The following is an 18,713-nucleotide window of genomic DNA, read 5'->3' on the forward strand; positions in this document are numbered from 1 at the left end:
CGCCGTGCGCACCCGCGGCTCACTCGCGCCTGCCGTCCGGCGCGTCCGCCACCGCCTGCGGCCCGCGCACCTCGGCCGCCTGCACCACGTCGGCCGCTTCCACCGCCTCGATCCCGTCGTACGCCGCCAGCGCCTCGCGGGCCGCCTGCCGGGCGCTGTCCGCCAGCTCGGGCGGCGACACGATGCGGCCGTCGCGCCCGAGCCGCAGCCCCAGGCGCCGCAGCGACGCCGGGTCGGGGGTCCGCAGAGTGATGCGCAGCCCGCCGTCCGCGAGCTCGTCCGCGCTGTCGTGCGGGTAGTACTCGGCGACCCAGCGGCCGCCGGGCCCGACCTCGACCACGACCTCCGGGTCCTCGGCCGCGGGCTGCACCAGCGCCTGAGACAGGTCCCGCAGCTCGATCTCCGGCGGCGCCGACGGCTCGTCGAGGATCTTGATCTCGGCGACCCGGTCGAGCCGGAAGGTGCGGCGCGCCTCCGAGCGGCGGCACCAGGCCTCGACATACGTGTGCCCGACGCTGACCAGGCGGATCGGGTCGATCTCCCGCTCGGTGACCTCGTCGCGTGCGGGCGAGTAGTAGCGGATCCACAGCCGGCGGCGCTCGGCGATCGCCCGGTCGACGTCCGCGAAGACCCCGCCCTCGGACTCGAAGGTCACCGACAGCCGCGCGCTGGCGCCCGCCGCCTCGCCGGCCGCGGCCTCCACCTTGGCCGTCGCCCGCAGCAGCGCCTGCCGGTCGCTCTCGCGCAGTCCGGGCAGCGTGGCCACGGCGCGGGCGGCGACGAGCAGGGCGGTGGCCTCGTCGGCGGCGAGCCTGAGCGGCTCGGCCGCCTCCGCCGCCAGGGCGGCCGGGTTGTGCCACCAGATGCGCTCGCCGTCGGTGTCGATGTCGAGCAGGTCGCCGCCGCGGAAGCTGGTGCCGCACATGGGCAGCACGTCGAGGTCGGAGACCAGTTCGTCCTCGGTGATGCCGAAGGCGCGCGCGACGTCCTCGACCCGGGCCCCGGGACGCTCCCTCAGATACGTCACCAGGGAGAGCATGCGTCTGGTCTGGTCGATGGCGTTCACGGGCCTGACCGGTTTGCCTGCCACTGTCTCGTCCGCTCCCCCTCAGCCCTTGGCCACGGCCCGCAGCCGGTCCACCACGTCGGCCCGCAGCTCCGCCGGCTCCAGGACGACCACGTCAGGCCCGAACTCCACCAGCCAGGCGTCCAGCCCGTGGCCGTACGGAATCTCCAACTCGTCCCAGCCGTCACCGAGTTCCCGAACGGAGGTGGCCTTCGCCCGAAGGGGGTACCCCGCGTCCGGGCGCAGCCGGATCCGCGCCGAGCGGTCGGTGATCTCCCCGGCCCAGCTCGCGACGGTCTCACGGACCGTGACGACGTCCGGCACGTCAGCGGTGTACCGGCCGCCGCGCGAGCGGACCTTGCCGGTGATCCGGGACAGCCGGAAGACCCGCTCGGCACCCCGGTCGCGGTCCCAGCCCGCCAGGTACCAGTGGCCCCGCCAGCACTCCAGCGCCCACGGCTCCACATGCCGCTGCTCGGGGCGGACGGCGGTGGCCTTGCGATAGTCGAACACGACGGGCCGGCGGTCCCGGCAGGCGAGCATCAGCGGCTCGAACGCCGCCTCGTGCACGGGGATGCGCGGTTCCAGCGCGCCGTGCGCCCCGTAGGGGTCGACGTCCTCGGGGAGTCCCGCCGCGCGCAGCTTCTGCAGGGCGCCGCTGGCGGCGCCGGCGAGCCGGGCCTGCTGCCACACCTTGGCGGCGAGCCCGAGCGCGGCGGCCTCCTCGGCGTCCAGGGTGATGGGCGGGAGGCGGTTGCTGTCACGGCGGGCCAGATAGCCGACCTCGCCGTCGAGGCTCTCGACGGTCTCGATGACCAGTCCGAGTTCGCGCAGGTCGTCCTTGTCGCGCTCGAACATGCGGTTGAAGGAGTCGTCGTTGCCGCCCGCGCCGTTGCCCGGTCCGAAGGCCTCGACGTAGGCCTCGATGGAGTCGCGCAGCTCGCGCTTGCTGAGCGGCCGCCGCGTCCCGAGCAGACACAGCGCCAGATTCATCAGCCGCTCGGCCTTGGCAATGGCCATCGACGCGCTTCGCCTCCCTATGGTGCTTGACGACGACGACCGTACCGCTCCACGGTGGCCCGGCAAAAGCCGAGGGCCCATGCCCGAACAGGCATGGGCCCCACGTGATCGAGTCTGTTCGGATCCTGCTCAGACCCCGAGCAGGTCGACCACGAAGATCAGCGTCTCGCCGGGCTTGATCAGAGGGGACGGGCTCTGGTTGCCGTAGGCGAGGTGGGCGGGAATGGTCAGCTGGCGGCGGCCGCCGACCTTCATGCCCTGCACGCCCTGGTCCCAGCCCTTGATGACCCGGCCGCCGCCCAGCGGGAAGCGGAAGGGGGTGCCGCGGTTCCAGCTGGCGTCGAACTCCTCGCCCGTGCTGAAGGAGACACCGACGTAGTGCACGGTGACGGTCTGGCCCGCCTGCGCGACCGGGCCGTCGCCTTCCCAGATGTCCTTGATCTCGAGGTCCGCCGGGGGCTCGCCGCCCGGGAAGTCGATCTCGGGCTTGTCGATGCTCACGTCTAACGCTCCTGCTTGTCTGCGGAAAGGCGAACACGCACAGTCTTACATCCCACGCGCGTCACAGCTTCGCGAGGATGTCCACCGAGAAGACCAGCGTGGAGTCCTTCTTGATGCCGCTGCCCTGCGGCGGGTTGTCCCCGTAGCCCAGCTCCGGCGGGATGACGATGAGGACGCGGCTGCCGACCTTCTTGCCGGTCAGGCCCTGCGCCCAGCCCTTGACGACCTGCTGGAGCGAGAACGACACCAGCTGCTTGTTGGCGTACGACGAGTCGAACTCCTTGCCGCCGTCCCACAGCACGCCCTTGTACTGCACGAGGACGCTGTTGTCGGCGGCGACCTCCTCGCCGTCGCCCTCCAGGACGTACTCCGCGACGAGCTTCTTCGGCGCGGCCGACTTGGGCACCTCGATGGAGGGCGCCTTGCCGTCGGTGTTGGTGCCGACCTTGGGCAGTTCCGCGTTGTCCTGCGGGACCTCCTTGCCCTTGGCGGAGCTCTTGGCGTTGAACGTGTCCTGCACGTCGACGACGAAGACCAGGGTGTCGGTGCCCTTGATGCCCGCCTGCGGGTTGCCCTGCGAGCCGTAGCCCCAGGTGGGCGGGACGGCCATCTCGACGCGGCTGCCGGCCTTCTTGCCGGCCAGCGCGTACCGCCAGCCGTCGATGATCTGGCCCTGGGCGAGCTGGATGGCCAGGCGGGCCTTGCGGTCGTAGGAGTTGTCGAAGACCTTGGCGGTGTTCCAGACCTGGCCCAGGTAGTGCGCGACGACGAAGTCGTTCTCCGCGATGGCCTTGCCGCTGCCCGCGACCAGGGTCTTCACCGCGAGCTGCTTCGACGGCTCTCCGCTGCCCTTGGCGACCGTCGGCTTCTCGTCGAACTTCGTGCCCGCGGTGACCGCCGGCAGCGGACCGTCGACGATCTTCGGCGGCGGGGCCGCGGACGGGGCCGACGGCGAGGGCGACGGGCTGTCGCTGGCCTTGCTCGAGTCGGACTTGTCGTCGCCGCAGGCGGCGAGCGTGGCAAGTCCAGCGGGTACGGAGATGAGAAGTGAGCGTCGGCGCACTGTGGGGGCCTCGTAATCGGTCGATCTCGTTGATGGCGTGCGCGCAACTCTACGGCGTGAGCAGGGCGCCGTACTCGTAACGTACGGCGCCCGTGTGACGTTCCGGCGATTTCCCCGCCGGCGCATTTCCTCACATTCCGGCGATCAGCTTCTCCACCCGGTCGTCCACCGAACGGAACGGGTCCTTGCACAACACGGTGCGCTGGGCCTGGTCGTTGAGCTTGAGGTGAACCCAGTCGACCGTGAAGTCACGGCGCTGTTCCTGGGCGCGCCGGATGAAGTCGCCGCGCAGCCGGGCCCGAGTGGTCTGCGGCGGAACGGACTTGCCCTCGAAGATCTTCAAGTCGTTGCAGATACGCGCCGCCTGCCCCTTCTTCTCGAGCAGGTAGTACAGGCCACGACGGCGGTGGATGTCGTGGTAGGCGAGGTCTATCTGCGCGACACGCGGATGCGACATGGTCATGTTGTGCTTGGCCCGGTACCGCTCGAGGAGCTTGTACTTCATGACCCAGTCGATCTCGGTGCCGATGCGGTCGAGGTCCTCGGTCTCGATCGCGTCCAGGGTGCGGCCCCACAGCTCCAGGACCTGCTCCACGGTGCCGGTGCGGATGCCGCGGCGCTCGCAGAAGTCCACGGCCTTCTCGTAGTACTCGCGCTGCACCTCCAGGGCGGAGGCCTCGCGTCCGCTGGCCAGGCGGACCTTGCGGCGGCCGGTGATGTCGTGGCTGACCTCGCGGATCGCCCGGATCGGGTTCTCCAGGGTGAGGTCCCGCATCACCGTGCCCGCCTCGATCATGCGCAGCACCAGGTCGGTGGCGCCGACCTTGAGCAGCATGGTCGTCTCGGACATGTTGGAGTCGCCCACGATGACGTGCAGGCGGCGGTAGCGCTCGGCGTCCGCGTGCGGCTCGTCACGCGTGTTGATGATCGGCCGGGATCGGGTCGTCGCCGAGGAGACGCCCTCCCAGATGTGCTCGGCCCGCTGGCTGACGCAGTACACGGCACCGCGCGGCGTCTGGAGCACCTTGCCCGCGCCGCACAGCAACTGCCGTGTGACCAGGAACGGAATCAGAATGTCCGCGAGCCGGGAGAACTCCCCGTGCCGGGCGACCAGATAGTTCTCGTGGCAGCCGTAGGAGTTGCCCGCCGAATCGGTGTTGTTCTTGAAGAGGTAGACGTCGCCCGCGATTCCCTCCTCGTGCAGGCGTCGTTCGGCGTCCACCAGGAGTCCTTCGAGAATGCGCTCGCCCGCTTTGTCGTGGGTGACCAGTTCGATCACGTTGTCACATTCCGGTGTGGCGTATTCCGGATGTGAGCCCACGTCGAGATAGAGGCGGGCGCCGTTTCGCAGAAAGACATTGCTGCTGCGGCCCCATGACACGACACGGCGGAAGAGGTACCGCGCCACCTCGTCAGGAGACAGGCGGCGCTGTCCCCTGAACGTGCACGTGACGCCGTACTCGTTCTCCAGCCCGAAAATGCGGCGGTCCATGAGGGAACATTACGCCCGATCCCCTGAACTGAAACGGGGTTCGACGGCACGGTTTGGATCATTTTCCGAACCGGCGGCAACCACCGCTCCCCCACCGGGAGCTGCGAGTACCCGCCCCGTGGCGGTCAAAACCAGCAGGGACACGCCACCCGCGGCACCCGGCACGGCGAAGCCCCACAGGGCCCCGCCCGCCTCTACGACGGGCCCCGCGACGCCCGTTCCGACCGAGTGGCCCACCGTGAACGTCGTCACCAGCCAGGAGAACGCCTCGGTGACCGTGCCGCGCGGCGCGTGCCGGTCGACCAGGACGAACGCGCAGGCGATGGCGGGCGCGAGGAAGACCCCGGCGAGCGCGGTCAGCGCCACCATGGGCACCGCGTCCGGCATCAGCATCAGCGGCAGGTAACACACCACCAGAAGGGCCACCAGCACCCGCAGTCGCCGCGCGGGCTCACCGGCCCACTGCCGGGCCCCGTAGACGGAGCCGCCGACCAGCGCCCCGAACCCCAGAGCCGCCATCAGCCAGCCGTACACGACGTCGCCGCCGTGCTCGTCCGCGTAGGGCACCGAGGCGACGGTGATGGACCCGAGCGCCATCCCTATGAACAGGAACGCCGCCAGCAGCGCGACCAGCCCCGCCGAGCGCAGCGCGCCGAGCCAGTGCGCCTCGCGCGGCGCCGACCGCCACGCGCGCGAGGGCGGCGACACGACCACGGACAGCGCCCCCAGCACCCCGACCACGTTCAGCACGAGCAGCGCGGCCTGGGCGGACCACAGGGACACGCACAGCGTCACGAGCAGCGGCCCGACGGTGAACATCACCTCCTGGGCCACGGCGTCCATGGCGTACGCGGTGTGCACGTGTTCCTCCTTGCGGAGGACGGACGACCACAGAGCCCGCAGCCCGCCCTCCAGGGGCGGCGTGAAGAGCCCGGCGGCGGCCACGGCGGCATAGGCGAGGGGCAGCGACCCGATCCCGCCGAAGGCGAAGACGGCCATGGCGAGCCCGGAGAGGACGGCCGCCGGCAGCTGCACACGCGGCTGCCCGCGCAGGTCCACGAGCCGACCCAGCACCGGCTGCCCCACGGCGTTGGCGACGCCGTACACGCCCGCCAGCGCCCCCGCGAGGCTGTACGAACCACCTTCGGCCCGCACGAACAGCAGGATCGCGATGGCCGCCGTGGCATTGGGCAGCCGGCCCACGAGCGTGCCGACGAGCAGCCGGGCGGCGTGTCGCGCCCGAAGGATCTCCAGGTATCCCGTAGCCATGTCCCCGCCCTAGGTTTTACGTATAACTTCGGCTCCCATACGTACCATGGCCGCTGTTCACGAGTCCAGACGAAGGAGCAGCCCCACGGTGGCACGAGGCAGCACCCGCCCCACGAGCCGGGACGTCGCCCAGGCCGCCGGCGTCTCCCAGGCGGCGGTCTCCCTGGTCCTCGGGGACAAGTGGCGCGGCCGCGTCTCGGAGGCGACCGCTCAGCGGGTCCGCGAGGCCGCCCGCGACCTGGGCTACCGCCCGAACCTGGCCGCCCGCAACCTGCGCCTGGGCCGCACCCGCACGGTCCTCCTGGTGGTCCCGGCGCTGACCACCGAGTTCTTCGCCGGCGTCTACACGGGCGCGGCTCGCGTCGCCGCCGAGCACGGATTCGGCGTGGTCCTCTACCCCTCCCCCGAGGGCATCGGCCCCGCCCGTGACCCCTTCGCCTCGGCCCAGGCCGCTCTGGACGGCGTCATCGCCTCCTCCATGGCCGCGGACGCGCTCACCGCGATCCGCGGCGAGGCACTGCCCCTGGTGATGCTGGACAGCGACCCGGCCGGAAGCCTGGGCGCGGCGACGGTGAACCTGGACATCGCCGACGGTGTCCGCCAGGTCGCGGAACACCTGCTGTCCCTCGGCCACCGCCGCTTCCTCCACCTCGCGGCGGACATACCGTCCTGGACCTTCGAGGTACGCGCCCGGGAGCTGGCCGCTCGCCTGGCCGAGGTGCCCGGTACGTCCGTGCGCACGGCCCGCTCACCGATCTCCATCGAGGGCGCGGTGGCCGCGGCCGAAACCGCGCTCTCGGAGCCCGGCCCCCGCCCTACGGCCGTGATCTGCGACGACGACCATCTGGCCGCCGGCACGTACAAGGCAGCTCGCCGCCTGGGCCTGCGCGTCCCGGACGACCTGTCGGTCACCGGCCTGGACGATCTGGCCCTGGCCACGGCGATCGACCCGGAGCTGACCACGGTCCGCCTGGACGCCGAGCTGTTCGGTGAACGGGGCATGCGGGCGTTGCTGGCCGTCCTGGAGGGCCGTGAGCCCGAGGGCGGGGACATCCCGGTACGGCTGGTGGTACGGGGCTCTACGGCACCACCGGGCTTGCCGTAGCTGCTCGGCGCCGCTGCCGGGGCGGGGTGCGTCCGCAACCGGGCGGAGCGAGGTGCCGGCAGCGGCTGCTGGTGCCGGGTGGGCCCGCAACCCGGCGGAGCGGGGCGCCTCCCCCAAGCTCTCGGCTTCGCCCGAGCAGGGGGTACCCCCATCGCCCACCCGTGCCGCCCTTAGCGGCACGATTGCCCGCAGCTGGGCGGATCACCGGCCCGCAGCTAGGCGGACCGCACTCGCCCACGGCGGGAAGGGGACGAGTCGGGGGGTGTCTGCCCGCAGCGGTTGGCGCGTCAACGGACAGTCAGTCGGTATCCAACCCCATCGCGCCGTTCCGAGGACGGACACCCCCGACCCGTCCCCGACCCACCGCACCCCGGTAGGCGCTACGCGCACCCCCACCGAAGCCGCACAGGCCGCCGCAGGCACCCGGCACAACCGCCGGAGACAGCCGCGCGCCCCGACCACGGAACGGCCAGGGCGCGCGGCAGTGGATGAAGTGGACGATTACTCGTCGTTCCCGGACGCCTCCGCCTCGGCTTCAGCGTTCGCATCCGCCTCGGCCTCCGACGCCGTGGTCGCCCCGTCCGCCTCCAGCAGCCGGCCCAGCTGGCGCCCACTGATCCGCTTGAACTTGCGCTTCTGCGGTCGCGTACGGTCCAGCACCGCCACTTCCAGCCGCTCCGCGGGAATCTCGCGCTCGCTGCCGTTGGTGTCACGGGACAGGGACTGCACCGCCAGCTTCAGCGCCTCGGCCAGCGTCATACCGTCCCGGTGGCGCTGGTCCAGGTAGCTGCTGATCTGCTCCGCGTTGCCGCCCACCGCGACCGCGCCGTGCTCGTCCACGATGGAGCCGTCATGCGGCAGCCGGTAGATCTGGTCCTGCTCGGTCGTCTCCCCGACCTCGGCGACGACCAGCTCCACCTCGTACGGCTTCTCCCCGACACTCGAGAAGATCGTGCCCAGCGTCTGCGCGTACACGTTCGCCAGGCCCCGGGCCGTCACATCGCCCCGGTCGTAGGTGTAACCCCGCAGGTCGGCGTAGCGGACACCACCGATCCGCAGGTTCTCGTACTCGTTGTACTTACCGGCGGCCGCGAAACCGATCCGGTCGTAGATCTCGCTGAACTTGTGCAGCGCACGGGACGGGTTCTCACCGACGAACACGATGCCGTCGGCGTACTGCAGCACGACCAGGCTGCGACCACGGGCGATGCCCTTCCGGGCGTACTCCGCCCGGTCGGCCATCTGCTGCTGGGGTGAGACATAGAACGGCGTCGACACCGGTTATCCGTCCCTCTCTTGAAGATTCCGTCGGTTCACTGGACCACCCTCATGAAGACAGCCCGCCGCTCACAGCAGCGCGGCCCGCGGACCGTCGGGCTGCTCCAGACGCCGCTCCAGAACCGAGCGCGCGATCTCGGAAGACTCGGTCTCGGAGAGCCGGCGGAAGCCGTCCTCGGTGATCACGGTGACGATGGGATAGATCCGGCGGGCGACATCGGGACCACCGGTCGCCGAGTCGTCGTCTGCCGCGTCGTAGAGCGCCTGAACCACGAGCGTCGTGGCCTCGGCCTCGCTGAGGTCCTCCCGGAAGAGCTTCTTCATCGCGCCGCGAGCGAAGATCGAACCGGAACCCGTGGCCGCGTAACCCTGCTCCTCGGAGCGCCCGCCCGTGACGTCGTAGGAGAAGATCCGCCCCTTCTCCCGGTCCACGTCGTACCCGGCGAACAGCGGCACGACGGCCAGGCCCTGCATGGCCATGCCGAGGTTGGATCGGATCATCGTCGACAGCCGGTTCGCCTTGCCCTCCAGCGACAGCTGCGCGCCCTCGACCTTCTCGAAGTGCTCCAGCTCCAGCTGGAACAGCTTCACCATCTCCACGGCCAGACCCGCCGTACCGGCGATGCCCACGGCCGAGTACTCGTCGGCCGGGAAGACCTTCTCGATGTCCCGCTGCGCGATGACGTTGCCCATGGTGGCCCGCCGGTCACCGGCGAGCACGACGCCGCCGGGGAACGTCACGGCCACGATCGTCGTGCCGTGCGGTGCCTCGATCGCGCCCTGCACCGGCGGCAACTTCTTGTTGCCCGGCAGCAGTTCGGGCTGGTGATCGGACAGGAAGTCCATGAAGGAGGCAGACCCTGGCGTCAGGAAGGCAGCTGGTAGACGCCCGGTGCTACGAGTGTTGGCTTCCACGCGATTCCTTCCACGTATGCGACAGCCCGCCCTGTGACGTCGGGCCGATCCTTGGAACAACCCCGGTCCGGTTGCGACCGGGGGCACGGTATGCCTCGGACCCTACCCGTCCTTCGGCGGTGATCCACATGCCCGGCGGGACCAACTCCGCCGGAGCGACGCCGCACTTCCCGCAGCACACATGCAGGCGGGCCACCGGGCTCCGGACGCCACCGACACCCGGAGCGCCGCACGCGAAGGCATCACATCACTCACTGCCCCGCGCACAGCGCTCCGCGCTCCGCCCGTCCGTCACCCGTGCACCCCATTCACCTTCGGATTGAAGGCACAGGCGCCTTACTGGCCACCCTTCTGCACGAAGGAGCGCACGAAGTCCTCGGCGTTCTCCTCGAGGACGTCGTCGATCTCGTCCAGAACCGAGTCCACGTCGTCGCTCAGCTTCTCCTGACGCTCCTTGAGGTCCTCGGAAGCCTGCGTCTCTGCCGCCTGCTCCTCGACCTCCTCGGTGGACCGGGTGGCCTTCTGCTGTCCGCCGCCGGTGTCCTTGGTCGCCATATCCCTCACCCCGCTCGGTTCGCCCGACACAGTTGCTCGGTCAAGATCAGACCCTACTCGCCGGGTCTGACAATGGCCCCGCAGTTGCTCCAACGTACGGGGACCACCTCGATGATTCCCGGACCTGGGTTTTTCCACCCTGTCCGGCGGGCCCCTCCCGAGTACCCGCGTTGCGCGCTCACCCTCCCGACAGGACCCTGACCAGGTCTTCCGCGGTGCGGCAGCGATCCAGCAGCTCCTTGACGTGATTACGCGTTCCGCGAAGCGGTTCCAGGGTTGGAACGCGCTGGAGGGAGTCCCGGCCCGGCAGGTCGAAGATCACCGAGTCCCAGGAGGCCGCCGCCACGTCGTCCGCGTACTGCTCCAGGCAGCGGCCGCGGAAGTACGCACGCGTGTCCTCCGGCGGCGCCGTACGGGCCCGCTCCACGTCCGCCTCGTCCAACAGCCGCTTCATGCGCCCGCGGGCCACCAGACGGTTGTACAGGCCCTTCTCGGGCCGTACGTCGGCGTACTGGAGGTCGACCAGGTGCAGCCGCGCCGCGTCCCAGTCCAGGTCGTCCCGGCGCCGGTAGCCCTCCATGAGCTCCCGCTTGGCGACCCAGTCCAGCTCGCCGGCCAGGCTCATCGGGTCGTGCTCCAGGCGGGTCAGGGTGTCCTCCCAGCGCGAGAGGACGTCCTTGGTCTGGTCGTCGGCGTCGGCCCCGAACCGCTCCTCCACGTACTTGCGCGCGAGCTCGTAGTACTCCATCTGAAGCTGGACCGCCGTGAGCGTACGGCCGCTGCGCAGCGTGATCAGGCGCTTCAGGGACGGGTCGTGCGAGACCTGGTGGAGGGTGCGGACGGGCTGGTCGACGGCCAGGTCGACGGCGATGAAACCGTCCTCGATCATCGACAGGACCAGGGAGGTCGTCCCCAGCTTGAGGTAGGTCGAGATCTCCGACAGGTTCGCGTCGCCGATGATCACGTGCAGACGGCGGTACTTCTCGGCGTCCGCGTGCGGCTCGTCGCGGGTGTTGATGATCGGGCGCTTGAGCGTCGTCTCGAGACCGACCTCGACCTCGAAGTAGTCGGCTCGCTGGCTGAGCTGGAAGCCGTGCTCGTGCCCGTCCTGGCCGATGCCGACGCGGCCCGCGCCGGTGAAGACCTGGCGGGAGACGAAGAACGGCGTCAGGTGGCGCACGATGTCCGAGAAGGGGGTCTCCCGCTTCATCAGGTAGTTCTCGTGCGTGCCGTAGGACGCGCCCTTGTTGTCGGTGTTGTTCTTGTACAGGTGGATCGGCTGGGCACCGGGCAGCTGGGCGGCCCGTTCCGCGGCCTCCGCCATGATCCGCTCGCCGGCCTTGTCCCAGAGGACGGCGTCCCGCGGGTTGGTGACCTCCGGGGCGCTGTACTCGGGGTGTGCGTGGTCGACGTAGAGCCGTGCGCCGTTGGTGAGGATCACGTTGGCCAGGCCGATGTCCTCGTCGGTGAGCTGGCTGGAGTCGGCGGCCTCGCGGGCGAGGTCGAAGCCTCGGGCGTCCCGCAGCGGGTTCTCCTCCTCGAAGTCCCAGCGGGCCCGGCGGGCCCGGTGCATCGCCGCCGCGTAGGCGTTCACGATCTGGGACGAGGTGAGCATGGCATTGGCGTTGGGGTGGCCGGGGACGGAGATTCCGTACTCCGTCTCGATGCCCATTACTCGCCGTACGGTCATGCGGCCCTCCTTGCCCGGCAGCGCCCTCGGTCGTGGGCGCCACTCAGATACCGCTGGCGCTCGGTTGCGTGTGCGGTGCCCGTCCCCGCACTGCGCGACTCGGCGGTACGCAAGAGCCTAGAACGCCTTTGCGCTGGTGGGGAGATCATTTGCGTCATTGCGTTGCTCCAGCCGTGGCCTGAAAAACAGTCGGCTGCGGGTACCCACCGAGGGCACCCGCAGCCGCCCTGCCTTTTACAGGTACTGACCGGTGTTCGCCACCGTGTCGATGGAGCGTCCGGTGTCCGCGCCCTGCTTTCCGGTGATGAGCGTACGGATGTACACGATCCGCTCGCCCTTCTTGCCGGAGATCCGGGCCCAGTCGTCCGGGTTGGTGGTGTTCGGCAGGTCCTCGTTCTCCTTGAACTCGTCCACGCAGGCCTGGAGGAGGTGGGAGACGCGGAGGCCCTTCTGGTTCTTCTCGAGGAAGTCCTTGATCGCCATCTTCTTGGCGCGGCCCACGATGTTCTCGATCATGGCGCCGCTGTTGAAGTCCTTGAAGTAGAGGACTTCCTTGTCGCCGTTGGCGTAGGTGACCTCCAGGAAGCGGTTCTCCTCGGATTCGGCGTACATCTGTTCGACGGCCGTCTGGATCATGCTCTGGACCGTGGAGGCCTTGGAGCCGCCGTGCTCGGCGAGGTCGTCGCCGTGCAGCGGGAGGCGCTCGGTGAGGTACTTGCCGAAGATGTCCTTGGCCGCCTCGGCGTCCGGACGCTCGATCTTGATCTTCACGTCCAGTCGGCCGGGACGCAGGATGGCCGGGTCGATCATGTCCTCACGGTTGGAGGCACCGATCACGACCACGTTCTGCAGGCCCTCCACACCGTCGATCTCGGCGAGCAGCTGCGGGACGATGGTGTTCTCCACGTCCGAGCTGACACCGGAGCCACGGGTGCGGAAGAGGGACTCCATCTCGTCGAAGAAGACGATGACGGGGGTGCCCTCGCTGGCCTTCTCACGGGCCCGCTGGAAGACGAGGCGGATCTGCCGCTCCGTCTCACCGACGTACTTGTTCAGCAGCTCGGGGCCCTTGATGTTGAGGAAGAAGCTCTTGCCGGCGGCCTGGCCGGTCACCTCGGCGACCTTCTTGGCCAGCGAGTTGGCCACGGCCTTGGCGATCAGGGTCTTACCGCATCCAGGAGGCCCGTACAGCAGGACTCCCTTGGGCGGCCGCAGTTCGTGCTCCTTGAACAGGTCCGGGTAGAGGTACGGGAGCTCTACCGCGTCGCGGATGGCCTCGATCTGGCCGCCGAGACCACCGATCTGCTCGTAGCCGATGTCGGGGACCTCTTCGAGGACGAGCTCCTCGACCTCGCTCTTGGGCACGACCTCGTAGACGTAGCCGGAGCGGGGTTCGAGCAGGAGGGCGTCGCCGGGGCGGATGGTGACGTCCAGCAGCGGCTCGGCGAGCCGTACCACCCGCTCCTCGTCGGTGTGCCCGAGCACCAGGGCCCGCTCGCCGTCCTCGAGGATCTCCTTGAGGGTGACGATGTCACCGACGCGCTCGAAGTGCATGGCCTCGACCACGTTGAGCGCTTCGTTGAGCATCACTTCCTGGCCGCGCCGGAGCTCGTCGAGCTCGACGCTTGGGCTGACGTTCACCCTGAGCTTGCGACCGCCGGTGAAGATGTCGGCGGTGCCGTCCTCGTTCGCCGTCAGGAAGACGCCGAAGCCGGCAGGCGGCTGTGCGAGCCGGTCGACTTCCTCCTTGAGGGCCACGATCTGGTCACGGGCCTCACGGAGCGTGTTGGCGAGTCGCTCGTTCTGGGCGGACACGCCGGCCAGATTGGTCTGCAGCTCGACGATCCGCTCTTCGAGAATCCTCGTGTGTCGCGGAGAGTCGGCGAGCTTGCGTCGCAGGACGGCGATCTCCTGCTCAAGGTAGGCGATCTGCCCGGCCGGGTCGTCGGACCCGCGTCCCGGGCGGATGCCGCGGTTCATGTCGTCGTCGTGGGCTGCCACGGTCCTCACCTCCTCCAAGGGGAGCTGGACGCTTCCAGACCCTACCTGGGCGGGTGTCGATTGAAACCCCTAGATCACAAAGACGGTCGGGGTGTGTCCGATCTTCACCCTTGCGCTCTCCCTCACGCCAGGGGAATACCCAGCGAACATGATTGGAACCCAGCCGGAGGTAGGGTCGAAGCGTTCAACACCCGTCAGAGCTGGCCGGATTCCCGACCCGGCTCGACGTATGAAACGGCAGGAGACATGAGCGTGCAGCAGGAGGCCGGGGTCGACAGCGAGGCGCTGGAGGTCTGGATCGACCAGGACCTGTGTACCGGTGACGGCATCTGCGCCCAGTACGCGCCCGAGGTGTTCGAGCTGGACATCGACGGTCTGGCCTATGTCAAGAGCGCCGACGACGAGTTGCTCCAGGCCAAGGGCGCGACAACGCCCGTTCCGCTGCCGCTTCTCACGGACGTGATCGACTCGGCGAAGGAGTGTCCGGGCGAGTGCATTCACGTGCGTCGAGTTTCGGACAGGGCCGAGGTCTACGGGCCAGACGCGGAGTGACCACTTTTCTACGTTCCGTTACTACTGTCTGATATCTCACACATGGGGGCGCACGGGCCTCACACGCTGCGGGCACCGGCCGGTGCGGAGCGCACGAACGCGCCGTTCTGCCAACGCCATTTCACGTCGCTGTGCACATCGGGGCAGCAACGCGGCACATCGGCCGAGGAGTAGCCGAGGAGCGTGGCCGTGACGGCGCCGCCGCGTACGGCGAAGTCGCTGACGGTGGTGCCGTCCTTGGGGTCGAGCAGGGTCGCCACCACGCGCGGTTCGCCGCCGTCGCCGCCCCGGGTGAGGACGTACACACCGTCCGGCGGGGTGCCCATCGGGGAGTCGCAGTGGACCACGGCCACCGTCTCGGGATTGCCGTCGCCGTCGAGGTCGCCGGAAGCCTTCTTCTCCACCACGGCCTTCACCGGGCCGCACTCGATGGGGAACTCCACCGCGGCCGGATCGGGCGCCGCCACGTTCGCCGGCGCGCTTGTGGTCTCGGGGGCGGACGGCTGGGCCGCCGTGGCCGCGCCCGGCTGGAGGAACGAGGAGAGGGCCACGACTCCGGCGACGGCCGTGGCGGTCGCGAGCCAATGGATGGGGCGGGTGTGGGTGTGGGCGAGCTCCGGGACGGCGGAAGGCTGCACTAGGAGTGTCTCCTGAGGGCTGTGCCGGTGGTGGGGTGGCCAGCATGGTGCCACACGTCACACCACGAGGGAACGGCGGGGTGTGCGCCTCCCTCGCCGGGGAAGTCAGAAGGGTTGCGGTTCCTGCCGCCGTGTCAGCGAGCACGTGCCGGCGCGGGCCGCTGCCGGCCCGCGTCACGTCGGCAAGGCGGGCCGCGGAGGGCCTGTTTCAGGTCAGGGGGGACACACGCCGGTTCACCCGCCGCGGCAACCCGGGGGCAACAGCAAGGCGCCGTGGCGGAGTTCGGATGGGGTCCGGGAACTCCGCCACGACGCCTGCGCGTTGTGCATGACGGCGGGCCGTCTCAGCGGCCGGTGCCGCCGTCGGCGTTGGGGCCGGCGTAGTCCTCGCCGTAGGCGCCCTTGGCGGGGCGGCGGCGGCGCATGGGCGGCTCGACGCCGTCGGCGAGGCGGCGGGCGGTGAGCAGGAAGCCGGTGTGGCCGATCATCCGGTGGTCCGGGCGGACGGCCAGGCCCTCGATGTGCCAGTTGCGGATCATCGTCTCCCAGGAGGTCGGCTCGTTGAAGCAGCCGATCTCGCGGATGGACTCGACGGTCCGGGCGAGCTGGGTGGTGGTCGCCACGTAGCAGCACAGGATGCCGCCGGGGACCAGCGCCTTGGAGACGGCCTCCAGGCACTCCCAGGGGGCGAGCATGTCGAGGATGACGCGGTCGACGTCGGCGTCGGACAGGTTGTCCTGGAGGTCGCCGACGGTGAGCTGCCAGGCGGGGTGCGGGCCGCCGAAGTAGCGCTCCACGTTCGCCTGGGCGATCTCGGCGAAGTCCGCGCGGCGCTCGTAGCTGTGCAGCATGCCCTGGTCGCCGATGGCCCGCAGCAGAAAGCTGCTGAGCGAGCCGGAGCCGACTCCGGCCTCCACGACGCGGGCGCCGGGGAAGATGTCGGCGAAGGCGAGGATCTGCCCCGCGTCCTTGGGGTAGACGACGGCTGCCCCGCGGGGCATGGACAGGACGTAGTCGGGGAGCAGGGGGCGCAGCGCGAGGTAGGCGACGTTTCCTGTGGTGCGGACAACGCTGCCCTCGGGAGCACCGATCAGTTCGTCGTGCGGGAAGGAACCCTTGTGGGTGTGGAAGTTCTTCCCAGCCTCGAGCGTGAACGTGTAGTGGCGGCCCTTGGGGTCGGTCAGCTGTACCTGGTCCCCGACCTTGAAGGGCCCGCGCCTGCGGGCGGCACCGGTCGGTTCGGACATGTGACCAGCCTACCGGCACCTGAGGGGGTCTCCGACCACTAGGGCCTGTCGTTTGGATCAGGTCGCAGTGAAGCGACGGCGCTGTTCAGTGCCGGTGAGCGGGGCCTGGTGCGTGCCTCTGCAAGGCGGAGGAGGGAGTCGACGCGGAGCGTCGGCGAGTGACGACAACGCGGCAGAGGTGCGTGCCAGGCCCCGCGTCTGCGGCGTGATCCAAACGACAGGCCCTAGGAGGGGCGGGCCATGGCCTTCACGAAGGCCCGCTCCACATCGGCCGCGGACAGGACCCCGTAGATCTCGCCGGTCTCCTCCACCACCAGGTACTCGGTCGCCGGGGTCGCCCGGAGGGCGTCCAGGAGCTCCTCGCCCGACAGTTCCGCCGAGACACGCATGCCGTCGGTGAGGTCCTGGGCGAGGCCGCTGACCGCGACCCAGGGGCGGCGGTGTTCGGGGACGCCGACGATGGCGGCCTCGCGGACGAGGGAGACGGGGTTGCCGTGGGCGTCGACGACGACCAGGGCGCGGGCGCCGGCGGCGTTGGCGCGGCGCAGGGCCTCCGAGAGCGGGGTGTCGGTCTCGACCGGGACGGCACGGCGGGTGAGCGCACGGGCGCGCAGTTCGGGCAGGTGCTCACGCAGGCGGGCCATGCGCAGGCTGTTGCCGGCGCCGGTCCAGATGATCGCGGCGAGGATGGCGGCGAGCAGGGCGTCCAGGACGGTGTCCATGCCGACGTTGTCGACGGCCTCGGTGCCGAGGGCACCGGACTGGGTCAGCAAGGGCAGGCCGATCAGGACGGAGACGGCGAGGGCGCGGCCGACCCAGGCAGCGGCGATGGTGCCGCTCATCGGCTTGCCGGTGACCTTCCAGACGACCGCGCGCAGCATGCGGCCGCCGTCGAGGGGCAGGCCGGGCAGGAGGTTGAACGCGGCCACGATGAGGTTGGAGATCATCAGGCCGGCCAGCAGGACGCCCGGGACGGTCCCGGGTTCCACGGTCTGCACGGCGGCGTAGAAGACGCCGGCCAGGGCGAGGGAGAGCAGCGGCCCGACGAAGGCGAGCACGAACTCCCGTCCGGGGGTCTCGGCCTCTTTCTCGATCTCGGAGACGCCGCCGAAGAACTGGAGCTGGATTCGGCGGACCGGGAGCTTGAAGCGGAGGGCGGCGACCGTGTGGGCCAGCTCGTGCACCAACACGGACGCGTAGAAGGCGACCGCGAAGAACAGGGAGACCAGGTAGCGGGCGGCGCCGAGCTCCGGCAGCACGCGCTCCAGCTGTCCGCCGAACACCCAGGTGATCAACGCGGCGACGAGGAACCAGCTGGGCGCGACGTAGACGGGCACGCCGAAGGGCCGCCCCATCAGCAGTCCGCCTCGCGGCTCCGGGGGACGCTGGGGCGCGGGGCCCTTGCCGTCCGCCGAGTGCGCGAGGTGACGGTCACCGGGGCCGGGGGTGGTGTGCCGGCTGTTCGCATCGGACTTGCCCGCCGCAGAGGCTGCGTGCGGGCCGGAGGCGTAGGCACGGTCGGGGTGCGCGTCGCCCTGCGACGAACGGCTGCCGTCGTGCTCGCCGTGGGCTGGGGCCTTGCGCAGGGCGTCGGACGCTGGGCCGTCCGCGTTCGCGTCGCCTTCCGGTCGGCGGCTGTGGTCGTGCTCGCCCCGATCCGGGGCCTCGCGCAAGGCACCGAACTCAGGGCGGTCCGCGTGCGCGTCACCCTCCGGCCGGCGGCTGTGGTCGTGCTCGCCGTCAGCGGGGGCCTCGCGCAGGGCATCGGCCTCGGGGCGGTCGGGGTGCTCCTGGTGTGAGGCTTCCGGGGGCTGCTGGTCCGAGAGGGCGTCGGCGGTGGTGTCTGGGGCCTGGCCGGGCGCCGAGTCCTGCGGTCGAGCGGCCGGGCGGTCGGCACCGGGGGCCTGGTCCGCTGCCGGGTCGGCCGCCGGTTCGGGTGTCTGCGGGGCCGGGCGGTCGTCCGGCCGGGTCGGCGGCGTCGCGGCAGGGGCGTCGTCGTCGCTCGTGGAGGTGAACCGCCGGACGTCCGTGGACTGTTCGTCGGCGGAGGTGGGGTCGGTGGCCCGGGCCGGAGGCCCTGCGTGGCGCTCCGCCGACTCCTCGTTGCCGGACCGCGGCTGCCCGCGCCCGCCGCTCTCGTCCACCGGTGTCCCCTCGTTCGAAGCGTCTCCCGCGTCTGCCGGACGGGAGGTCTCGAGTCGATGGTATGCGTCCGTCGAGGCGCCTTCCGCCCCGGCACCCCTGAGTTTCCCTCCGCCCCGCCTCCTCACTCCTGCCCGCCGTGTGACCGCGGCTGGGTCACTGTCAGTGGCGGGCCGTAT

At 70.4% G+C, this 18,713-nt stretch carries 17 protein-coding genes; 2 read left to right on the forward strand and 15 right to left on the reverse strand.

What is annotated here, in order from left to right:
- Nucleotides 1-19: 19 nt before the first annotated feature.
- The 6 genes from PV963_RS09170 to PV963_RS09195 all read right to left on the reverse strand — a co-directional run bounded on the left by PV963_RS09170 (nt 20) and on the right by PV963_RS09195 (nt 6,411).
- The gene (locus PV963_RS09170) at nt 20-1,090 is read right to left on the reverse strand and encodes a helix-turn-helix transcriptional regulator (protein ID WP_274815155.1); all 1,071 of its coding nucleotides are present in this window, start codon (nt 1,088-1,090) and stop codon (nt 20-22) included.
- An 18-nt stretch (nt 1,091-1,108) separates the two neighbouring features.
- The gene (locus PV963_RS09175; RefSeq protein ID WP_274815156.1) at nt 1,109-2,086 is read right to left on the reverse strand and encodes a helix-turn-helix transcriptional regulator; all 978 of its coding nucleotides are present in this window, start codon (nt 2,084-2,086) and stop codon (nt 1,109-1,111) included.
- A gap of 129 nt (nt 2,087-2,215) precedes the next feature.
- A complete protein-coding gene (locus tag PV963_RS09180) occupies nt 2,216-2,587 on the reverse strand; it encodes an FKBP-type peptidyl-prolyl cis-trans isomerase (protein WP_010045336.1) in 372 nt (123 codons plus the stop codon).
- Between the two features lie 61 nt (nt 2,588-2,648).
- Entirely contained in the window at nt 2,649-3,650 is a 1,002-nt protein-coding gene (locus PV963_RS09185; protein WP_274815157.1) for an FKBP-type peptidyl-prolyl cis-trans isomerase, read from the reverse strand.
- A 130-nt stretch (nt 3,651-3,780) separates the two neighbouring features.
- Nucleotides 3,781-5,142, reverse strand: coding sequence for a Pup--protein ligase (gene pafA, locus PV963_RS09190; protein ID WP_020274871.1), 1,362 nt, complete (start codon nt 5,140-5,142; stop codon nt 3,781-3,783).
- 9 nt (nt 5,143-5,151) lie between these two features.
- The gene (locus PV963_RS09195) at nt 5,152-6,411 is read right to left on the reverse strand and encodes an MFS transporter (RefSeq protein ID WP_274815158.1); all 1,260 of its coding nucleotides are present in this window, start codon (nt 6,409-6,411) and stop codon (nt 5,152-5,154) included.
- A 46-nt stretch (nt 6,412-6,457) separates the two neighbouring features.
- Between PV963_RS09195 and PV963_RS09200 the strand changes: the two genes are divergently transcribed.
- Entirely contained in the window at nt 6,458-7,516 is a 1,059-nt protein-coding gene (locus PV963_RS09200; RefSeq protein WP_274815159.1) for a LacI family DNA-binding transcriptional regulator, read from the forward strand.
- Between the two features lie 501 nt (nt 7,517-8,017).
- On the opposite strand, the gene prcA is transcribed toward PV963_RS09200, so the two are convergent.
- The 6 genes from prcA to arc form a co-directional block, all read right to left on the reverse strand.
- Nucleotides 8,018-8,794, reverse strand: coding sequence for a proteasome subunit alpha (gene prcA / locus PV963_RS09205; protein WP_274815160.1), 777 nt, complete (start codon nt 8,792-8,794; stop codon nt 8,018-8,020).
- Between the two features lie 69 nt (nt 8,795-8,863).
- Complete coding sequence (prcB, locus tag PV963_RS09210; protein WP_274815161.1) at nt 8,864-9,709, reverse strand: proteasome subunit beta; 846 nt, start codon at nt 9,707-9,709, stop codon at nt 8,864-8,866.
- Nucleotides 9,661-9,942 carry an endonuclease domain-containing protein gene (locus tag PV963_RS09215; RefSeq protein WP_342456374.1) on the reverse strand — a complete coding sequence of 94 codons (282 nt, stop codon included), beginning with the start codon at nt 9,940-9,942 and terminating at the stop codon, nt 9,661-9,663. The genes prcB and PV963_RS09215 overlap by 49 nt, the downstream gene beginning before the upstream one ends.
- 103 nt (nt 9,943-10,045) lie before the next feature.
- Complete coding sequence (locus PV963_RS09220) at nt 10,046-10,264, reverse strand: ubiquitin-like protein Pup (RefSeq protein WP_019757212.1); 219 nt, start codon at nt 10,262-10,264, stop codon at nt 10,046-10,048.
- A 178-nt stretch (nt 10,265-10,442) separates the two neighbouring features.
- Entirely contained in the window at nt 10,443-11,954 is a 1,512-nt protein-coding gene (gene dop, locus PV963_RS09225) for a depupylase/deamidase Dop (protein ID WP_338776789.1), read from the reverse strand.
- Between the two features lie 234 nt (nt 11,955-12,188).
- Entirely contained in the window at nt 12,189-13,955 is a 1,767-nt protein-coding gene (arc, locus tag PV963_RS09230) for a proteasome ATPase (RefSeq protein ID WP_274815162.1), read from the reverse strand.
- A gap of 246 nt (nt 13,956-14,201) precedes the next feature.
- On the opposite strand from arc, the gene PV963_RS09235 reads away from it, so the two are divergent.
- Entirely contained in the window at nt 14,202-14,507 is a 306-nt protein-coding gene (locus PV963_RS09235; protein WP_274815163.1) for a ferredoxin, read from the forward strand.
- 59 nt (nt 14,508-14,566) lie between these two features.
- Here PV963_RS09235 and PV963_RS09240 read toward each other — a convergent pair whose 3' ends face one another.
- The 3 genes from PV963_RS09240 to PV963_RS09250 all read right to left on the reverse strand — a co-directional run bounded on the left by PV963_RS09240 (nt 14,567) and on the right by PV963_RS09250 (nt 18,536).
- A complete protein-coding gene (locus PV963_RS09240; RefSeq protein WP_274815164.1) occupies nt 14,567-15,145 on the reverse strand; it encodes a hypothetical protein in 579 nt (192 codons plus the stop codon).
- 344 nt (nt 15,146-15,489) lie between these two features.
- Entirely contained in the window at nt 15,490-16,392 is a 903-nt protein-coding gene (locus tag PV963_RS09245) for a tRNA (adenine-N1)-methyltransferase (RefSeq protein ID WP_020274881.1), read from the reverse strand.
- Between the two features lie 224 nt (nt 16,393-16,616).
- A complete protein-coding gene (locus tag PV963_RS09250; protein WP_274815165.1) occupies nt 16,617-18,536 on the reverse strand; it encodes a site-2 protease family protein in 1,920 nt (639 codons plus the stop codon).
- Nucleotides 18,537-18,713 lie beyond the last annotated feature (177 nt).

It is taken from the genome of Streptomyces coeruleorubidus, assembly GCF_028885415.1.
Classification (GTDB): Bacteria; Actinomycetota; Actinomycetes; order Streptomycetales; family Streptomycetaceae; genus Streptomyces; species Streptomyces coeruleorubidus_A.

Coding starts and splice junctions, on each gene's coding strand:
- PV963_RS09175 (WP_274815156.1), bottom strand. CDS start 2,086: ATGGCCATTGCCAAGGCCGAGCGGCTGATGAATCTGGCGCTGTGTCTG.
- PV963_RS09195 (WP_274815158.1), bottom strand. CDS start 6,411: ATGGCTACGGGATACCTGGAGATCCTTCGGGCGCGACACGCCGCCCGG.
- PV963_RS09235 (WP_274815163.1), top strand. CDS start 14,202: ATGAGCGTGCAGCAGGAGGCCGGGGTCGACAGCGAGGCGCTGGAGGTC.
- PV963_RS09245 (WP_020274881.1), bottom strand. CDS start 16,392: ATGTCCGAACCGACCGGTGCCGCCCGCAGGCGCGGGCCCTTCAAGGTC.
- pafA (WP_020274871.1), bottom strand. CDS start 5,142: ATGGACCGCCGCATTTTCGGGCTGGAGAACGAGTACGGCGTCACGTGC.
- PV963_RS09200 (WP_274815159.1), top strand. CDS start 6,458: ATGGCCGCTGTTCACGAGTCCAGACGAAGGAGCAGCCCCACGGTGGCA.
- dop (WP_338776789.1), bottom strand. CDS start 11,954: ATGACCGTACGGCGAGTAATGGGCATCGAGACGGAGTACGGAATCTCC.
- PV963_RS09220 (WP_019757212.1), bottom strand. CDS start 10,264: ATGGCGACCAAGGACACCGGCGGCGGACAGCAGAAGGCCACCCGGTCC.